Here is an 18,184-nt window from a genome sequence, read left to right on the forward strand (position 1 = left end):
AATGGAAACGGCCGGCGCGTGCTGCGCCGGCCATGCGGTCACGACGTACCGGTCAGATCGCCGGCGCCGAGCTCAATACGGTGCCGAGCGTCGGGTCGAGGTACAGCGGCGCCGTGTTCGGCTTCGACGTGAAGTCGAACAACGCGCGCAGGTCGCCCGCCGTCGCATCGAACGAGCCGCCGCCGATGCGCTGGCCGCCGAGCCAGTTGTCCTCGATGAAGCGCACGACGGACGCCTGGTCGAGCATCGTGTGGTCGACGTAGTTCTGCTTCGCGTACGGCGAGATCACGACGAGCGGAATGCGCACGCCCGGGCCGCAGCGGCCGTTCACGGTCGCGCCGTTCACGCCGGTGGTGCCGCCGGTGCCGCACTTGCCGCTGCCGTTGACCTGGTCGACCGGGTCCGACGATGCGTGCGTCGGCGCCGTGTACACGTGGTCGTACCAGCCGTCCGAGTCGTCATAGGTGACGATCACGGCCGTGTTCTGCCAGTCCGGCTGCTGCTGCAGGAAGTTGACGACCTTCGTCACGAACGCCTGCTCGTCGAGCGGATCCGAATAGCCCGCATGCCCGTCCTGCGCCGCCGGCGCCTTCAGGTAGCTGACCGACGGGAAGTTGCCGGCCTTCACGGCGGCGAAGAAGTCGTCCGTGTCGTACTGGTGGTTCGCCGGTTCGGCGGTCTTGCCGTCGGTCTGGAAGCTCGAACCGATCGCGGCGACCGAGCTCGGGCGCGTGTGCTGCGGGTTCGCGGTCGACGCGTAGTACTGGAACCAGTTGTGGTGCGGGATGTAGTCGGCCGTCGCGGCGTTCACGGCGGTGGCGACCGTGCTGCGCGCGCAGCCCGTGGTGCCGTTGCCGTTCGTCGTCGACAGGTTGAAGCCGCCCATGAAGCCGCCCCACGTGATCTTCGCGCTGTTCAGCAGGTCGCCGATGTTCTTGCCGGTCATCATCGCCTGGTCGGTCGTGCTCGAGCACACGTCGAAGCCCGGGTCGACGTCGTTGATCATCGTGAAGCCGCCCTGGCCGTCGTTGATGTAGTACGAGGTCGCGGCGAGCGTCGACGGCTGCTTCGACGTCTTGACGATCTGCATCCCGTTGGTCTGGCCCGACACGACGTTCAGCGCGCCCGGCGTCGACGGGCCGTAGACCGTCGTGAACGTGTTGTCGCTCATCGCGAAGCGCTGCGCATAGTTCCACAGTGCCGTCACGGTGTTGCCGTCGAAGTAGCCCATCACCTGGCCCTTCGTGCCGAACGCGCCGGCGCCGCCGGACGAGCCCTTGCCGGTGTATTTCGGGAACAGGTCGGCGAGGCCGTTGTCCTCGGCCTGCTGCTCGGCCGTGTATGCGTGGTTCTGGTCCGCGGTCGCGGCCTGCGTGCGGTCGAGGCGGAACGGGTTCGCCGCGTCGGTACCGTTGGCCGTGTTCGTGAAGTTCGGGTTCGCGGTGAGCAGCGTGCCGGTCAGCCCGTTGATCGTCGGCGTGTCGGACTTGGCGGTGAACGCCGGTTCGCCCGACGGGTTCGTCGCGTTCGGGTACGTGCCGAAGTAGTGGTCGAACGAGATGTTTTCGCCGTAGATCACGACGACGTGCTTGATCGGCGTGGCGGTCTGCAGCGCATCCTGCGACGACACGGCAGGCGTCGACGTGGGATCGTCGCTGCCGCCGCAGGCGAACAGCGCCAGCGCCGCGGCTGCGCAGGCGGTGACGAGCAAGGCTTGACGGAACATCGGGAAACTCCAGGTAAGGTCTTCGATGGTGGAGAGCGGCCCCGTCGCCGTGTCGGTTCGGCGCGAAGCTCTTGAGCGAGCACGCGCATTGGAACAGCCCCGTATGAAGATATGGGGACGGAGTGGTTTCGTCGCGATTGCGCTGCGGTATCGATTTCATTACGGCGGAATGTGATGCGAAAGTGAACGGAAAGGGGCGGACCGCATGCCACCTTCGCGTCACATCTCGCGGTGCGTGGGCCGGTTGCCGCGGATGCCGCGCGGGGCGGGCGAAAGGACGTGATCGACCGGTGGGCGCACGGTGCGCTGCAGCGCCCGTTTTTTGACAATCGGATGACGTATTCCTACGATGAACGCCCTGCGGCGACGATTTCGCGTGGCCGACCGTCAGCGAGTATTCAGCGTGCCGATTCCCGTTCTGTTTGCCGTCCTGTGTGCGGCGTTCCTGCACGCGTCGTGGAATGCGCTCGTCCGCAGCAGCGGCGACCGGCTGCGGTCGGCCACGGTGCTGCAGATCGCGATCGGGCTGTTCGCGCTGCTGTTCCTGCCGGCCGCGGCGCCGATCACGCCTGCGAGCTGGGCGTGCGTCGTCGCGTCGGCCGTGCTGCACGTCGTCTATACGCTGCTGCTGGTGCGCGCATACGAGCACGGCGACCTCACCGTCGCGTATCCGGTCGCACGCGGCACCGCGCCGCTGCTCGTCACGCTCGGTGCGGCGGCGTTCGCGGGCGAGCGGCTGAACCTGGGCGCGCAGGCAGGGCTCGTGCTGATCTGCGCGGGCATCCTGGCGATCGGCCTGGAGCGCGGGCGCGGCGCGAAGCACCGGATGATGCAGGTGCTGCCGACCGCATTCGCGACCGGCGTGTCGATCGCGGCCTACAGCGTGGTCGACGGGATCGGCGTGCGGGAGAGCGGCAATACGGTCGGCTATACCGCGTGGATGTTCGTGCTGACGGGCGCGATGATGGCCGCGTACTACCGGCTGCGGGCGGGGCCGCTGCGGCTGACGCAGGAGGCCGGGGAAACGGCGAAGGCCGCGTGCGGCGGCGTGTTCGCGGCGCTCGCGTACGGCATCGTGATCTGGGCGATGGATCGCGCGCCGATGGGGCCGGTGTCGGCGTTGCGCGAAACGAGCGTGGTGTTCGCGGCGCTGATCGCGCGCGTGTATCTCGGCGAGCGGCTGACGCCGCGCCGGGCGGCCGGTTGCGCGGTGATTGCGGCGGGGGCGTTGCTGATCAGTGCGTTTGAAGCGGTGAGATAACGGGGCCGGCCTGGCGCGCGGCCCGCCGAATCAGGCCTCGACCGGCATCGCACTCGTGCACTTGATCTCGTCGAGGCACACGCTCGAATGCACGCCGCTCACGCCGGGAATGCGCATCAGCGTCTCGAGCAGGAATCGCGACAAGCCCTTCAGATCGTGCGCGACGACCTTCAACACGTAGTCGATGTCGCCCGTCACCGAGAAGCACTCCTGGATCTGCGCGAGATCGGACACCAGTTTCTGGAACTTCGACAGGTCGCGGATATGCCCGCGCTCCATCGTCACGTGCACGAAAGCGGTCACGCCGAAACCGAGCGTGTCGGGGCACAGCCGGGTTTCATAGCGACGGATCGCACCGATTTCCTCCAGCCGCCGGTGGCGGCGCAGCGTCTGCGCGGGTGACAGGCCGACGGCCTTCGCCAGGTCGAGGTTCGACGCGCGGCCGTTCTCCTGCAGGATCGCGAGCAAGTGGCGATCGAGGCGATCCAGAACCGGTTCATGCATTTTTGTTTCCTCATCTGTCTCCCGGATGCAATCTTATCTCATAATGTAGGGTTTGCATGAACGGGTTACGAAACCCGATTTCGCCGTCGCGACGCTAAACTGACGCCGGATTTTCGTGTGCGAGCGCAGCAAGGCGGGCGCGGCGACGGTCGGCGGCCGGTCTGGCGGACACGCCGACGCGAATCGGGCGCCGCCACGCGAAGATTGCAGTCCCCAACCCGGCGGCTCCACGAACGGCCCCGGCACACCAAAACAGCGCCCGGCACACCGAGGCGCGCCGCACCCCGCTGCAGGCGGGCGCGGACAGAGTGGAGAAGACATGGTTTCTGGAAACGAGAGCGACGGCCTGAAGCGCGGGCTGAAGAACCGGCACATCCAGCTGATTGCGCTCGGCGGCGCGCTCGGCACGGGGCTGTTCCTCGGCATCGCGCAGACGATCAAGATGGCGGGCCCGTCCGTGCTGCTCGGCTACGCGGTGGCCGGCATCGTCGCGTTCTTCATCATGCGCCAGCTCGGCGAGATGGTCGTCGACGAGCCCGTCGCCGGCTCGTTCAGCTACTTCGCCAACAAGTACGTCGGCCACTTCACCGGCTTCCTGTCGGGCTGGAACTACTGGGTGCTGTACATCCTCGTCAGCATGGCCGAGCTGTCGGCCGTCGGGATCTACGTGCAGTACTGGTGGCCGGGCGTGCCGACCTGGGTGTCGGCGCTGGTCTTCTTCGTCGCGATCAACCTGCTCAACCTGGCCAGCGTGAAGTCGTACGGCGAGACGGAATTCTGGTTCTCGATCATCAAGGTCGCCGCGATCGTCGGGATGATCGGCTTCGGCGGCTGGCTGCTCGCGAGCGGCCATGCAGGGCCGGAGGCGAGTGTCCGGAACCTGTGGCAACACGGCGGCTTCTTCCCGAACGGCGTGTCGGGGCTCGTGATGTCGATGGCCGCGATCATGTTCTCGTTCGGCGGGCTGGAGTTGATCGGCATCACCGCGGCCGAGGCCGACGATCCGAAGCGCAGCATTCCGCGCGCGACCAACCAGGTGATCTACCGCATCCTGATTTTCTACATCGGCGCGCTCGCGGTGCTGCTGTCGCTGTATCCGTGGGAAAAGGTCGTCACCGGCGGCAGCCCGTTCGTGCTGATCTTCCACGCGCTGAGCAGCAACCTGGTGGCCAACGTGCTGAACGTGGTCGTGCTGACGGCCGCACTGTCGGTCTACAACAGCGGCGTGTACAGCAACAGCCGGATGCTGTTCGGCCTCGCGCAGCAGGGCAACGCGCCGAAGGTGCTGTGCTCGGTGAACAAGCGCGGCATTCCGCTCGCCGCGCTCGGCGCGTCGGCGCTCGCGACCGGCGTGTGCGTGCTGGTCAACTACTTCATGCCGGGCAAGGCGTTCGAGGTGCTGATGGGCCTCGTCGTGTCGGCGCTGATCATCAACTGGGCGATGATCACTCTGATCCACCTGAAGTTCCGCCAGGCGAAGCGCGCAGCCGGGGAGGAGACTTCCTTCCGCAGTCTGGGCTATCCTTTCACGAATTACCTGTGCCTGGCATTCATGGCCGGCATTCTCGTCGTGATGTACCTGACGCCGGATCTCCGCCTGTCGGTGTACCTGATCCCGGTATGGCTCGCGGTGCTCGCGGTCGGGTATCGCTTCCGTCAGAAGAATGCAGGCTATGCGGTGCACGACGGCGCATCCGCACGCTGACGCAGGCCACGACCGACCATTCTTCCAAACGAGACCGATTCAAGCCATGTTCGAACACATCGACGCGTACCCGGGCGACCCGATCCTGACGCTCAACGAGAACTTCCAGAAAGATCCGCGCGACCAGAAGGTCAACCTGAGCATCGGCATCTACTTCGACGCCGAAGGCCGGATTCCGGTGATGGGCGCCGTGCGCGAAGCCGAAACCGCGCTGCAGCGCGACAGCGGCGCGAAGCCGTACCTGCCGATGGTCGGCCTGGCCGCGTATCGCGACGCCGTGCAGGCGCTCGTGTTCGGCGCCGATCACCCGGCCCGCGCGGCCGGCCGCATCGCGACGCTGCAGACGCTCGGCGGCTCCGGCGCACTGAAGGTCGGCGCCGATTTCCTGAAGCGCTACTTCCCGGATGCGCAGGTGTGGCTCAGCGATCCGAGCTGGGAAAACCACCGCTTCATCTTCGAGCGCGCCGGCTTCACGGTGAACACGTATCCGTACTACGACGAGGCGACGGGCGGCCTGAAGTTCGACGCGATGCTCGCGGCGATCGACGCGCTGCCGGCGCGCAGCATCGTGCTGCTGCACGCGTGCTGCCACAACCCGACCGGTGTCGACCTCGACGAAGGCCAGTGGGAGAAGCTGATCGACGTGATCGAGGCGCGCGGGCTGCTGCCGTTCGTCGACATGGCGTACCAGGGCTTCGGCGCGGGCCTCGACGCGGACGCGTTCGCGGTGCGCGAACTGGCCCGCCGTGGCGTGCCGGCGCTGGTCGCGAACTCGTTCTCGAAGAACTTCTCGCTGTACGGCGAGCGCGTGGGCGGCCTGAGCGTCGTCTGCGAGGATGCCGCCGCGGCCGAGCGCGTGCTCGGCCAGCTGGCCGGCGCGGTGCGCTCGAACTACAGCAACCCGCAAACCTACGGCGCGAAGGTCGTGGCAACCGTGCTCGGCACGCCTGCGCTGCGCAAGCAGTGGGAAGAGGAACTGGCGGCGATGTGCCGCCGCATCGCGCGGATGCGCCAGTCGATCCATGACGGCCTGCGCGACCACGTCAGCGGCGAGGCATTGACGCGCTACGTGAAGCAGCGCGGGATGTTCACGTACACGGGCCTGACCGAATCGCAGGTCGACGCGCTGCGCGAAGTGCACGGCGTGTACATCCTGCGTTCGGGCCGGATGTGCGTCGCGGGCCTGAACGACTCGAACGTCGCCATCGTCGCGGATGCCATCGGCAAGGTGCTGAAGAGCGGCGTCTGAGCGCGGCGCGCAACTCGGCTGGCCGAACCGGCTGTCTCCGCAAGGGGGCAGCCGGTTTTTTCGTCGTGCGGCCGCAAGGTGCGCCACCCGGCTGACGCGGGGCCACGCACGGCGGTACGATCACGGCATCCCACGCAACTCGGAAGGAAGCACATGGGCATCCGGATCATCCAGCTCGGCACGCCGCGCGCGGCCGGCGAGGGCCTGCGGATCGGCACGGTGCGGCGGCCGCCGCGCGGCGTGCCGAAGGCGGAATTCGCGTCGCGCAACTACTATGATGTATGGCTGCCGACACTGTCGCCGAGCCCGGAACTCGTCGCGCAAGCGCAGGCCGCCGCAACCGATGCCGAATGGAACGCGTTCCGGCGTCACTTCCGTGCGGAGATGGCGCATGGCGACGCGCCGAAGGTGCTCGACCTGCTGGCGGCGCTGTCGGCGACCACGGCGTTTTCGATCGGCTGCTATTGCGACGACGAGCGCCGTTGCCACCGCAGCGTGCTGCGCGAGCTGCTCGCGGAGCGCGGCGCGACGATCGAGCCCGACGCAGGCTGAAAGCCGTTTGTAGCGGCATCGCGCAGCCGCGCCGGCACGCTGGCGCGCCGTTATCGTGCGGTGCAGCGAACCGGTTGACGTGGGTCAAGCGTGCGGACGCGCGCGCCACTATGCTCTTGTCATGGAGCCATCACGACGATGACAGGCCGACAGATGCAGATTGTTTTCCCGCCGGAGCCCCCCGAATATTGCGCACGCGACCTGGTCGTGGCGTTTTCGGCCCTGGTCGACGGACGGTGCGTGCAGTGCGCGGTCACGGCCGAGGCGCTGGAGGATCATTTCGGCGCGCCGTCGCTGCTCGAACGCGACCTGCTGGCCGCATTCGACGCGCACCGGTCGGCGATCGAGGCGATGGCACGACGCATGCTCGAGGAAATCGGCGGCCGGCCGGTGCTGCTGCACAGCGGCCACTTCCGGCTCGGAGACTGATATCGCAGGAGGGCGCATGACACTGCAGGGCAACATTCACGAACGCGACTGGTCCGTCGAAGTCGAGACGCGCCCGTGCGAATCGGGCGAATTCCGCTGCCGCGTGTCGGTCGAGCACGGCACCGGCGCCGCGCGTTTTCATCATACGTTCGAGCACAGCCATGCGTATCAGACCGAACGCGAGGCGATGATCGAAGGGCTGCGGGCCGGCATGACGTGGATCGAGATGAAGACGTCGCAGACCTTCAACGTATGAACGGACCCGCGCCGGCGACGGCACGGGCAGACTATCGGCCGGGCAGCGATCGCAGAAGTCGCGCCGTGCCACGGGCAACAGGTGCCGCCGCCTTTCGGTGCGGGCGGCACATGCAAGGCGGTCGACGAGCGGGCGGCCCCGTCAGGGAGACACGACATGGGCGTGGGCATGCAGATCGCCTGCCTGGGATTCGCGGCGACCGCCGCGGTCGAAGCCGAAGCCGGCGCGCAGCTGGTGCGGCTCGAACGGTTTCGCGCGCTGATCGACGGCTGTTACCTCGCCATTGAAGCGAGCGCCGACGCCGGCGGCGTTCGCGTGTACGACGTGCGGCTCGACCTCGTGACGCACGACACGGCGCGCTGGCCGCTGCCGCCGTGCGTCGGCGGCAACCTGGACGACGCGCTGCGCCGCGCGTTCATGCAGGCCGAACAGGCGCTGCTCGCGTGCCAGGCGGCCGGTGCAAGGGTGGGGCTGCGCAACGCGGCGGCCGATGGCGCGATGCGCTGATGCATCGCGCGCGGCGCCGTCAGGCGCAGCCCGGGTTCCGGCTCGTCAGACCCGGGCGAGCGCTTGCGAATCGATGATGCGCACGCGCTTGCCGCGCGTTTCGACCAGCGCTTCGCGATGGAACCGCGAGAACATCCGGCTCACGGTTTCGAGCTTCATCCCGAGATAGCAGCCGATTTCCTCGCGCGTCATCCGCAGGTTGAATTCCGTCGCCGAATAGCCGCGCGCCTCGAAGCGCGACGACAGGTTCAGCAGGAAATGCGCGACGCGCTGCTCGGCCGACATCGTGCCGAGCAGCAGCATCTGGCTCGATTCGCGGACGATCTCGCTGCTCAGCATCTGGTAGAGGAAGTGCTGCATCGGCTTGATCTCGCGGCACGCCGCTTCGAGCGCACCGAACGGGATGATGCACACGACGCTGTCCTCGAGCGCGATCGCGTCGCAGCAATGCTGGCCGCTGCCGATGCCGTCCATCCCGAGCGTTTCACCGGCAATCTGGAAGCCCGTCACATGCTCGCGGCCGTCGCGATGCATCATCACCGTCTTGAACGAACCCGCGCGCACCGCATAGATGCTCTGGAACGGATCGTCGGTGCGGAACAGCGCGTCGCCCTGGCGCACCTGCCGGGTGGTGCAGATGATCGAGTCGAGGCGGCCGTATTCGGCCGCGGTCAGGTGCGGCGGCAGGCACATCGAGCGCATCGCGCACACCGAGCAGCGCGCGGCGGGATGCTTGGCGGCGTCGGCGCGCGTGACCGCGCGAAGCGGAATCGTCGGCCGGGGTGTGAGGGATACGTCGGCGGCGCAGGGGGTGGCTGTGGACATGAGTCACTCCGGCTCGTCAGGGGTGGTGCACGCGAGCGTGCACCAGGGATTCGATGACCTGGCATGCGGCGTCGAATTCGACGGTCTTGTCGAAGAAGTAGTCGGCTCCGGCCAACGCGCATGCCTCTCTGAATGCCGGCGCCGAGTGATTCGTCAGCACGATCGTGACGATGCGCGGCGCGGCCTTCGACAGCGTCCCGATCAGCTCGAGGCCGCTGCCGTCCGCCAGCCGCAGGTCGACGATCACCACGTCCGCCTGGCTGCTGCGGATATGGGCCCACGCGTCCTGGCCGTCTTCCGCTTCGCCGACGACGGCGACACCGCGGATCGCGCCGACGAGCAGCGCGATCCGCTGCCGGACGGCAGCGGCATGATCGACGAGAAACACCCGGAGCGCGGCGGGTAACTGGCTGGCATTCATGCCGGCAGTATCGTGTTGCGCCGCCGAAATTGAAATCGGCCGAATTGGAAGTTGATGTAGGCCGCTGCGACGCGTTGTAGGGCGATTCCTACAACGCGTACGGGAAATCGCCGGGTCGGCTCCGGGTTGGCGATGCCGCGAGCGCGGCTGATGGGGGACGTTGCAGGGTCACCCAGCCTGGCGCGCAGCCAGCGCATCGCGCGCGGTGCGGCACGCGGCGAGATCCCACGCCGCACAGCCGACGCTCTTGAACAGCAGCGGCCCGGTGCGGTCGAATGCGCCGGCGAGCACGTCGGCGAGCGACGCGACGTGCTGCCAGTCGACCTGCGCGACGATCAGGTCGCCGGCCTCGTGGCGCGCGCCGGCCGGATCGTCGACGACCAGCCGGCTCGCGCGCACCGTGTTCGCGTCGATCTCGGCCGCGTCCGCGGTGAACGCGCCGACGCCGACCACGAGCCGGCCTTCGCGCGCGGCCTCGCGATAGACGGGCGTGCGGCTCGTCGTCAGCGTGACGACCACGTCGATCGCATCGGGAATCGCGTCGCCGTCGAGCGGCACGAGGCGTGGCGCCTGCGCGCGGTGTGCGGCACACAATGCCGCTGCGCTGTCGGCGCTTGTGCCGCGCACGTGGAGGCGCGCTTCGGGAAAGATCGCGGCGAGCGCTTCCGCGTGATTGGCCGCCTGTTTCCCGGTGCCGATCAGCAGGATGTCGCGCGGCGCGGCGCCATGCAGCGCCTGGATGCCGAGCGCGGTGATGGCCGCCGTGCGGCGCCCGGTGACCGTCGGGCCGTCGAGCGCGAAGCGCATCTCGCCGGTGGTCGCGTCGTAGGCGGTGACCTGGCCGAGGATGGTCGGCAGCGCGCGCGCGCCGTTGCCGGGGCACACGTTCACGAGCTTGTGGGCCGCGAGGTCGCGCGCGCTCGACGGCATCGACAGCATCACGCCGCCCGCCTGCAGCGGCACGACCAGGCGTTCGGGGCTGACAATCTCGCCCGCCGCATAGTCGGCGACGGCTTGCCTGAGGGTGGCGAGCAGCGCCGGGTAGTCGAGCAGCGCGGCCGTGCCGGCCGCATCGAAAACGGGAATCGGGGAAAGAGCGGTCATCGTGTACGTCGCATGCGTCGGTGAGCGTGGACGACGGGCGCATGCCGCGCCCGCCAAGAGCTGCCGGATACCGTGACACAGGGCAGTGTGGATCGAATCTATACCACTTGCTGGCCCGGCCGCAACCCAGAAAATAAAGCGCCTCGCCGGTTTTGGTTCTAATATCTGTCCAGAAGGGCCGCCATGGCCTCGATGCCGGCGCGCTCCGGTATAGTGCGAACCCATTCCAGATTCACGCCCGCGACCGGGCAGGAGCCATACGATGATGTCCGCGCGTCCCGACGCACTCGAAGGCGGTTTCAGGCCGCTGCAGATCTACGAGCAGGTGGCCGAGAAGATCCGCGACGAAATTCGCGCGGGGCGCTATGCCGCCGAGTCGCGGCTGCCGTCCGAGCGCGAGCTCGCGGGGCTGTTCCAGGTCGGCCGGCCGGCCGTGCGCGAGGCGCTCGGCGCACTGCAGAACGAAGGGCTCGTGTTCACGAAGCGCAATTCGGGCACCTACGTCGTCGCGTCGCCGCTCGACGTGCTCGCGGCGCGCGGCGACACGCACCGCGCGTCCGAACCCGATTTCAGCCCGACGTCGACGCTCGACGTGCGGCTGATCCTGGAGCCGGCGATCGCGCGCCTCGCGGCTGCGCACGGCCGAGCCGACCCCGGCGCCGAACGCTATCTGGCCCAGATGGAAACCATTACCGACGTCGACGATCCGCATCAGCGCGCGCTGTGGAACGAGAGCGACCGGCTGTTCCATCGCCAGCTGGCGCTGATGACCGGCGACGCGCTGATCGTGAAGATCGCGGACGAAGTCGCGAAGACGATGGACCAGCCGTTGTGGAAGCGGCTGAAGGACGACGGCATCTACGATGCGGGCCGGATCCGGCTCTACGTGTCCGAACACCGGCTGATCTACGAGGCGATCGTGTCCGGCGACGCCGACGCGGCGGCGTTCTATGTCGAGCAGCACATCCGCCGCGTGCGGCGCGACATCACGCCGAAATGACCGTGCATGGCTCGTTCTGGTCTGAAAAATGACCAGAATCGACATTTTTATTTTTAAATTGCTTGCATGGTGACCACGCGTATCCTACATTGGTTTCACACAAAACCAATCAGGAGACATCATGCGACACCTCGTTACCGCGCTCTCGGTGGCCCTCGCCGCCGGCGCGCTGACTTCCGCGCACGCGCAGGAAGTCGTCATGATCGGCCATTCGGCGCCGCTGACCGGCCCGCAGGCCGCGAACGGCAAGGACAATGAAAACGGCGCGCGCCTGGCCGTCGACGAACTCAACAAGGCCGGCATCAAGGTCGCCGGCAAGACCGTCACATTCAAACTGGTCTCCGACGACGACCAGGCCGATCCGAAGGCCGGCGTGCAGGTGGCGCAGAACCTTGTCGACAAGGGCGTGGTCGCGGTGCTCGGGCCATACAACTCGGGCGTCGCGATTCCGGCCTCGCGCGTGTACTCGAGCGCCGGCGTGCCGATGCTGCCGGTCGCGTCGAACCCGGCACTGACCAAGCAGGGCTTCAAGAACATCTTCCGGATCGGCGCGAGCGACGAGCAGCTCGGCGGCACGATGGCGACCTTCGCCGCGAAGACGCTGAACGCGAAGACCGCCGCCGTGATCGACGATCGCACCGCGTACGGGCAGGGCGTGGCCGAGCAGTTCATGAACGTCGCGAAGGCGAACGGGATCAAGATCGTCGACCAGGAATTCACGAGTTCGTCGGCCACCGACTTCCTCGGCATTCTCACCAAGATCAAGGCCAGCAACCCCGACGTGATCTTCCTCGGCGGCTATGCGGCACAGGGCGCGCCGATGGCCAAGCAGATGAAGCAGCGCGGCCTGCGCGCGAAGCTGCTCGGCGGCGACGGCATCTGCTCGGCCGACATGGGCAAGGTCGCGGGCGAGGCGGCGTCGATCGTCTACTGCGCGCAGGGCGGCGTCGCGCTCGAGAAGACGGCGGCCGGGCGCGAATTCCTGAAGAAGTACCACGACACGTATCACACCGATACGCAGGTCTACGGCGTGAACTACTACGACGGGATGAAGCTGCTCGCCGACGCGATGGTCAAGGCCGGCACGACCACCGACAAGGCGAAGCTGATCGCCCAGCTCGCGAAGTCGAACTATCAGGGCGTCGCGGGCACCTATTCGTTCGACGCGAACGGCGACCTGAAGGGCGCGCCGACCACCGTCTACGTGATCCGCAACGGCCTGCCGCAACCGTACGCGAAGTAACGGCCAGCCTGCCATCGGACGGCGGCGCGGCCGCCGTTCTTCGTTTCAACGCTTGCGATTCCCCCATGAAAATTTCCCGATCCCTTTCCACCGTCGAAGTCCATACCGGCGGCGAAGCGTTCCGCATCGTCACGAGCGGGCTGCCGCGCGCGCCCGGCGACACGATCGTCCAGCGCCGCGCATGGCTGAAGGAGAACGCCGACGAGATCCGCCGCGCGCTGATGTTCGAACCGCGCGGCCATGCCGACATGTACGGCGGCTACCTGACCGAGCCCGTGTCGCCGAACGCGGATTTCGGCGTGATCTTCGTGCACAACGAGGGCTACAGCGACCATTGCGGGCACGGCGTGATCGCGCTGTCGACCGCGGCGGTCGAGCTCGGCTGGGTGCAGCGCACGGTGCCGGAAACGCGGGTCGGCATCGATGCGCCGTGCGGCTTCATCGAGGCGTTCGTCAAGTGGGACGGCGAGCACGCGGGGCCGGTGCGCTTCGTCAACGTGCCGTCGTTCATCTGGCAGCGCGACGTGTCGGTCGAGACGCCGTCGTTCGGCACCGTGACCGGCGACATCGCGTACGGCGGCGCGTTCTACTTCTACGTCGACGGTGCGCCGTTCGACCTGCCGGTGCGCGAAGCGGCGGTGGAACGGCTGATCCGCTTCGGCGCGGAAGTGAAGGCCGCCGCGAACGCGAAGTACCCGGTCGTGCATCCGGAGATCCCGGAAATCAACCACATCTACGGCACGATCATCGCGAATGCGCCGCGCCACCCGGGCTCGACGCAGGCGAACTGCTGCGTGTTCGCGGATCGCGAGGTCGACCGCTCGCCGACGGGCTCCGGCACCGGCGGCCGGGTCGCGCAGCTCTACCAGCGCGGGCTGCTCGCGGCCGGCGACACGCTCGTCAACGAATCGATCGTCGGCACGGTCTTCAAGGGGCGCGTGCTGCGCGAAACGACGGTCGGCGACATCCCGGCCGTGATTCCCGAAGTGGAAGGCAGCGCGCATCTCTGCGGGTTCGCGAACTGGATCGTCGACGAGCGCGATCCGCTGACCTACGGTTTTCTCGTGCGCTGAGTTTCGGCGTAGATCGGCCGCGCGTCGCACGGCCGCCCGTTTGTCGTACCAGGCTTGGCGCGTCGTTCCCGTTGCGGGGCGCGCGCCTTTTTTGCGTGGGGACCGCCCGCGCAGGCGCCACGGGTAGGTCGCCGCCAGGCCATCGCCGTCCGGCGGCCCGCGCGAGTTTGGTACGATGCACCCTTTTCAGCCGAGCTCCACCCGCGTGAATCGCCGAAACGTGTCGTCAGTGCGTGCCTTCTGTGCCAGATGGGTCGCGCGCGCCCAACCCGTCGCGGCTGCCGCCGTCGCGCGGGTCAAGCCTCTCGCCGCCACCGCGTGGCACCATGTCCGTCACCCGACGCGCCGCGGCGTGCTGCTCGCTGGCGCCGCCGTGCCGGCGCTGTTCGTCGTGTACGTGGTCGTGCTCATCCCGTTCACGCCGGGCATCGGCGACATCCGCAAGGCACGCGTCGACCAGCCTGCCCAGGTGCTGTCCGCCGACGGCAAGCTGCTGGCCGAATTCAAGCCCTCCAACCGCGAGTGGGTGCCGCTCAAGCAGATCTCGCCGCACATGGTCGACGCGCTGATCGCGACCGAGGATCACCGTTTCTACGAGCACCACGGCCTCGACTGGAAGCGCACGGCGTCGGCCGCGCTCCACACGTTCTCGGGCAGCCGCCAGGGCGGCTCGACGATCACGCAGCAGCTCGCGCGCAACCTTTACCCGGACGAGATCGGCCGTGCGCCGACGCTCACGCGCAAGGTGAAGGAGGCGATCACCGCGCTGAAGATCGAGGCGGTCTACAGCAAGGACCAGATCCTCGAGACCTACCTGAACACGGTGCCGTTCCTGTACAACGCGTACGGCGTCGAGATGGCCGCGCGCACCTATTTCGACAAGTCGGCCGACGAGCTCGACGTGCTCGACAGCGCGACGCTGGTCGGGATGCTGAAGGGCAACAGCTACTACAACCCGGTGCTGAACCCCGAGCGCGCGCTGCAGCGCCGCAACACGGTGCTCGGCCAGATGGTGAAGTACGGCAAGCTGTCGCCCGCGCAGTTCGCGCAGTTGCAGCGTCGGCCGCTGCGGATCGACTTCGAGCGCCAGAAGGAGCCGCCGGGGCCGGCGCCGCACTTCGCGCAGCAGCTGCGCAAATGGCTGATCGCGTGGGCCGACCGCAACGACTACAACATCTACTCGGACGGCCTGATCGTGCGCACGACGATCGACGCGCGGCTGCAGCAGATGGCGACGCAGGCGCTCACGCTGCAGGGCAACCAGTTGCAGGGCATCGCGAACAGCGCGTGGAGCGGTCGCGACGGCTGCGGCACCGACAACGAGGTGTTCCGCACCTTCATGCGCGAGTCGCCCGAGTACAAGGCCGCGCAGGACGCCGGCAAGAACGACGCGGCCGCGATGAAGCTGCTCGCGGCCGACCGCGGTTTCATGCGCGCGCTGTGCAAGGCGAAGACCGACGTGCAGGCCGGCTTCCTCGCGATCGATCCGCGCGACGGGCAGATCCGCGCGTGGGTCGGCAGCCGCGACTTCACCAACGAACCGTTCGACCACGTCGCGCAGGCGCGGCGCCAGCCGGGCTCGACGTTCAAGCCGTTCGTCTATGGCGCCGCGTTCGCGAACGGGATGAAGCCGGACGATACCTTCATCGACCAGCCGGTCGAGATCCCGTTGAAAGGCGGCGAGATCTGGCGGCCGAACGACGACGTGCCGCCCACCGGCAAGCCGATGACGCTGCGCGACGCGGTCGCGCTGTCGCGCAACCGGATCACCGCGCAGGTGATGGAGAAGGTCGGCCCGGCCGCCGTGGCCCGACTCGCACGCGACATGGGCGTGCGCGAAAGCCCGCTCGAACGCGTGCCGTCGCTGGCGCTCGGCACGAGCCCGGTCACGCTGAAGGAGATGGTCGCGTCGTACGCGACGATCGCGAACGGGGGGCTGTACGTCGAGCCGCAGATGGTGACGCGCATCGAGAACCGTCAGGGCGACGTGCTCGCCGAATACGCGCCGGCGCCGCCCGAGCGCGCGCTCGACGCCGAAACCGACAAGACGCTGCTCAGCGTGATGCGCGACGTCGTGACGCGCGGCACGGGCGGCAGCATCCGCACGCGCTTCGGGATCCGCGGTGACGTGGCCGGCAAGACGGGCACGACGCAGGACAACGCGGACGGCTGGTTCATCCTGATGCAGCCCGGTCTCGTCGCCGGCGCGTGGGTCGGTTTCGACGATGGCCGCGTGACGCTGCGCAGCGATTACTGGGGGCAGGGCGCGCACAGTGCGCTGCCGATCGTCGGCGATTTCTTCCAGCGTGCGCAGCGCGCCCGGATCATCGATACGAAGGCGAAATTCGATACCGAGCCGTCGCCGGGCTGGTTCGCGTCGCTGCGCGAACGCGCGACGGACCTGTTCGATACGTGGTTCCCGCCCGACACGAAGAAGGCGCCCGCACCGGTCAGGACGCAGCGGGTGGAGCGGGCGCCCGAGGCGGATACCGGCGAGGCGTCGGCCGCATCGGCTGCCTCGGCGCCCGAAGCCGCATCCGGGGGCATCGTCGAGGAATGGGTGCCGGCGTCCGAAGTGGCCGCGTCGGCCGCCGCGCTGTCGGCGGGGGCTTCGCAGCCGCAGTGGCAACCCGCGCAGCCGCCCGCGGGGGCAAGCGCGGCGGGCGGAGGCAGCGCGGGCCTCGGCGCCGCACCGGCGGCCGCTCCTTCGACCGCACCGTCCCAGGCGCCGGTACCGGCCGCGCCCGACGCGAGCGGCGCATCGCAGTAACGGAACCGTTCAGAATGCGCGCGATGCTGCCGTAATCAAGTTGTCATGACAGCACGCGCGGTCGCTCCGCGCCTCCCCGATGAGGCTATCTCCCGACTACGTCACGCTCGCGCGTGACGATCTCGCCGCCGGCGTCCCGCTCGGCTTCGATCTCTACGATGCCGACGGCGCCGCGCTGCTGCCCGCCGGCACGACGCTGCGCGATGCCGCGCAGCATGCCTTCCTGTTCGACCATTTCCGGCCGGTACGGCGGCGCGATGCCGCCGAGGCCACCGAGGTCGCGGCCGAGCCGCGCGTGCCCGACGGGGTGCTGCACGCCACGCGGATGGGGTTGTCGGCGGGCACGTCGATCGGCATCCGCCGCCGGGTCGGCACGACGCGCGCGCTGCAGCGTTGCCGGCTGATCGGCATCGCCGCGTCGGGCGCGCTGTTCGTCGAGCCGCAGCCGTCGGTTGCGCTCGACTTCGCGCGTGGCGACGATATCGAGGCCGTGGCGATCGGCCGGGCCGCGGTGTCGCGTTTCGGCGCGACGGTCGAGTCGATGCAGACGTCGGGCGGTGCGCAGTTCCTGGTGCTGTCGCCACCCGGTTTCGTCGACCGGCTGCGCACGCGCGCGGAGCCGCGCGTGCCGGTGCGGATCGCCGCCTGTTGCGCGGGCGGGTCGGAGGAGGCGGAAGGCATCGGGATGGTGCATGACATCAGCTTGAGCGGCCTGTCGATTGCCGTCGACCGGCCGATCGCCGCAATCGGCGAACCTTTGCGCGTGCAGCTTCCGTACGCGGCGGGCGACCGGGTCGAGCTGCTGGCGCTCGACGGCACGGTGCGGGCCGTCCATGCCGACCCGGCCGCGCCCGCGCTGACGCTGCATCACGCGGCGTTCGGCGCGACCGGCGCTGACGACCTGATCCGCCTCAAGGCGCTGCTGTTCGACCGGATGATGGCGTCGTCGGATACCGATCGGCGGCGCTGATGCAGGGCTAGACGCACGGGCACCGTTCTACGGTATTCAGTACGTGAATGCCGATAATCATCTGATGATTCGGTGTATTCCGTCGCGATTGTATGGTTTCCGTCAACAGTGAATTCGCGATTTAAGTATTTACCCTGATAGCGTCGACTCCTAGACTTCTACTCATGCGCAACGACCCCGAGTCCGAAGCGCCCGACAAAACAATTCTGGAGGTAACGCATCATGAAATCGCTGATCAAGGCAGTTGCACTGGCCGCCCTGGTGGCCGCCCCGGTCGTCTCGTTCGCCCAATCGAACCAGCAACCGCTGACGCGCGCGCAAGTGCGCGCCGAGCTGGTCCAGCTCGAAAAGGCCGGCTACAACCCGAACGACTGGATGAACTACCCGGAAAACATCCAGGCCGCACAGGCAAAGATCGCCGCCGCGCAGAACACCGGCGCGCAAGCTGATGCAACGGGCTACGGTTCGAACCCGGCCGCGGCGTCGCAATCGGGCCAGCGCGTGGTCGTGCCGGCCGCCACCGACCGTTCGTCGGTGTACTTCGGCCACTAAGCCGGGCCGCGCCCGCAAGGGCGCCCGGTTTGCCGTT

General features: G+C 68.1%; 18 protein-coding genes. 13 read left to right on the top strand and 5 right to left on the bottom strand.

The features are described 5' to 3' along the window. Positions 1–52: 52 nt before the first annotated feature. A complete protein-coding gene (locus tag CFB41_RS24150) occupies positions 53–1,726 on the bottom strand; it encodes a phospholipase C (RefSeq protein ID WP_089458161.1) in 1,674 nt (557 codons plus the stop codon). A gap of 349 nt (positions 1,727–2,075) precedes the next feature. Between CFB41_RS24150 and CFB41_RS24155 the strand changes: the two genes are divergently transcribed. Continuing rightward, positions 2,076–2,987, top strand: a complete 912-nt coding sequence (locus tag CFB41_RS24155) for an EamA family transporter (RefSeq protein WP_089442525.1) — start codon at positions 2,076–2,078, stop codon at positions 2,985–2,987. 30 nt (positions 2,988–3,017) lie between these two features. Here CFB41_RS24155 and CFB41_RS24160 read toward each other — a convergent pair whose 3' ends face one another. After that, positions 3,018–3,491: an Lrp/AsnC family transcriptional regulator gene (locus CFB41_RS24160; protein WP_039367332.1), complete on the bottom strand. Its 474-nt coding sequence runs from the start codon at positions 3,489–3,491 to the stop codon at positions 3,018–3,020. Positions 3,492–3,810: 319 nt separating this feature from the next. Here CFB41_RS24160 and CFB41_RS24165 point away from each other — a divergent pair, with 319 nt between their 5' ends. The 6 genes from CFB41_RS24165 to CFB41_RS24190 all read left to right on the top strand — a co-directional run bounded on the left by CFB41_RS24165 (position 3,811) and on the right by CFB41_RS24190 (position 8,189). After that, positions 3,811–5,196 (top strand): amino acid permease, encoded by a 1,386-nt coding sequence (locus CFB41_RS24165; RefSeq protein WP_089442524.1) that lies wholly within the window; start codon positions 3,811–3,813, stop codon positions 5,194–5,196. 46 nt (positions 5,197–5,242) lie between these two features. Then, positions 5,243–6,445, top strand: coding sequence for an amino acid aminotransferase (locus CFB41_RS24170; RefSeq protein WP_089458162.1), 1,203 nt, complete (start codon positions 5,243–5,245; stop codon positions 6,443–6,445). 153 nt (positions 6,446–6,598) lie between these two features. After that, positions 6,599–6,997, top strand: a complete 399-nt coding sequence (locus CFB41_RS24175; protein ID WP_089458163.1) for a DUF488 domain-containing protein — start codon at positions 6,599–6,601, stop codon at positions 6,995–6,997. Positions 6,998–7,135: 138 nt separating this feature from the next. Continuing rightward, a complete protein-coding gene (locus CFB41_RS24180) occupies positions 7,136–7,426 on the top strand; it encodes a DUF1488 domain-containing protein (RefSeq protein WP_089427535.1) in 291 nt (96 codons plus the stop codon). A gap of 16 nt (positions 7,427–7,442) precedes the next feature. Beyond that, the gene (locus tag CFB41_RS24185) at positions 7,443–7,682 is read left to right on the top strand and encodes a UDP-glucose 4-epimerase (RefSeq protein WP_089442521.1); all 240 of its coding nucleotides are present in this window, start codon (positions 7,443–7,445) and stop codon (positions 7,680–7,682) included. A gap of 156 nt (positions 7,683–7,838) precedes the next feature. Then, positions 7,839–8,189, top strand: coding sequence for a metal ABC transporter ATPase (locus tag CFB41_RS24190; protein ID WP_089458164.1), 351 nt, complete (start codon positions 7,839–7,841; stop codon positions 8,187–8,189). A gap of 45 nt (positions 8,190–8,234) precedes the next feature. Here the strand turns inward: CFB41_RS24190 and CFB41_RS24195 are convergent, their stop codons facing one another. From CFB41_RS24195 to lhpI, 3 genes are all read right to left on the bottom strand, one after another. Beyond that, a complete protein-coding gene (locus CFB41_RS24195) occupies positions 8,235–9,014 on the bottom strand; it encodes a helix-turn-helix domain-containing protein (RefSeq protein ID WP_089442519.1) in 780 nt (259 codons plus the stop codon). Positions 9,015–9,030: 16 nt separating this feature from the next. Then, the gene (locus CFB41_RS24200) at positions 9,031–9,435 is read right to left on the bottom strand and encodes a response regulator transcription factor (RefSeq protein WP_089442518.1); all 405 of its coding nucleotides are present in this window, start codon (positions 9,433–9,435) and stop codon (positions 9,031–9,033) included. A 168-nt stretch (positions 9,436–9,603) separates the two neighbouring features. Then, positions 9,604–10,539, bottom strand: a complete 936-nt coding sequence (gene lhpI, locus CFB41_RS24205; RefSeq protein WP_089458165.1) for a bifunctional Delta(1)-pyrroline-2-carboxylate/Delta(1)-piperideine-2-carboxylate reductase — start codon at positions 10,537–10,539, stop codon at positions 9,604–9,606. A gap of 262 nt (positions 10,540–10,801) precedes the next feature. On the opposite strand from lhpI, the gene CFB41_RS24210 reads away from it, so the two are divergent. From CFB41_RS24210 to CFB41_RS24235, 6 genes are all read left to right on the top strand, one after another. Next, the gene (locus tag CFB41_RS24210) at positions 10,802–11,539 is read left to right on the top strand and encodes a FadR/GntR family transcriptional regulator (RefSeq protein ID WP_089458166.1); all 738 of its coding nucleotides are present in this window, start codon (positions 10,802–10,804) and stop codon (positions 11,537–11,539) included. A gap of 121 nt (positions 11,540–11,660) precedes the next feature. Next, complete coding sequence (locus tag CFB41_RS24215) at positions 11,661–12,782, top strand: branched-chain amino acid ABC transporter substrate-binding protein (RefSeq protein ID WP_089458167.1); 1,122 nt, start codon at positions 11,661–11,663, stop codon at positions 12,780–12,782. Between the two features lie 65 nt (positions 12,783–12,847). Then, positions 12,848–13,855: a trans-3-hydroxy-L-proline dehydratase gene (gene lhpH / locus CFB41_RS24220; RefSeq protein WP_089458168.1), complete on the top strand. Its 1,008-nt coding sequence runs from the start codon at positions 12,848–12,850 to the stop codon at positions 13,853–13,855. A gap of 175 nt (positions 13,856–14,030) precedes the next feature. After that, entirely contained in the window at positions 14,031–16,625 is a 2,595-nt protein-coding gene (locus CFB41_RS24225; RefSeq protein ID WP_089458169.1) for a penicillin-binding protein 1A, read from the top strand. A gap of 79 nt (positions 16,626–16,704) precedes the next feature. Then, positions 16,705–17,595, top strand: coding sequence for a PilZ domain-containing protein (locus CFB41_RS24230; protein WP_089458170.1), 891 nt, complete (start codon positions 16,705–16,707; stop codon positions 17,593–17,595). A 222-nt stretch (positions 17,596–17,817) separates the two neighbouring features. Continuing rightward, complete coding sequence (locus CFB41_RS24235) at positions 17,818–18,147, top strand: DUF4148 domain-containing protein (RefSeq protein WP_089458171.1); 330 nt, start codon at positions 17,818–17,820, stop codon at positions 18,145–18,147. Positions 18,148–18,184: the final 37 nt, after the last annotated feature.

It is taken from the genome of Burkholderia sp. AU33803, from assembly GCF_002223095.1.
Classification (GTDB): Bacteria; Pseudomonadota; Gammaproteobacteria; order Burkholderiales; family Burkholderiaceae; genus Burkholderia.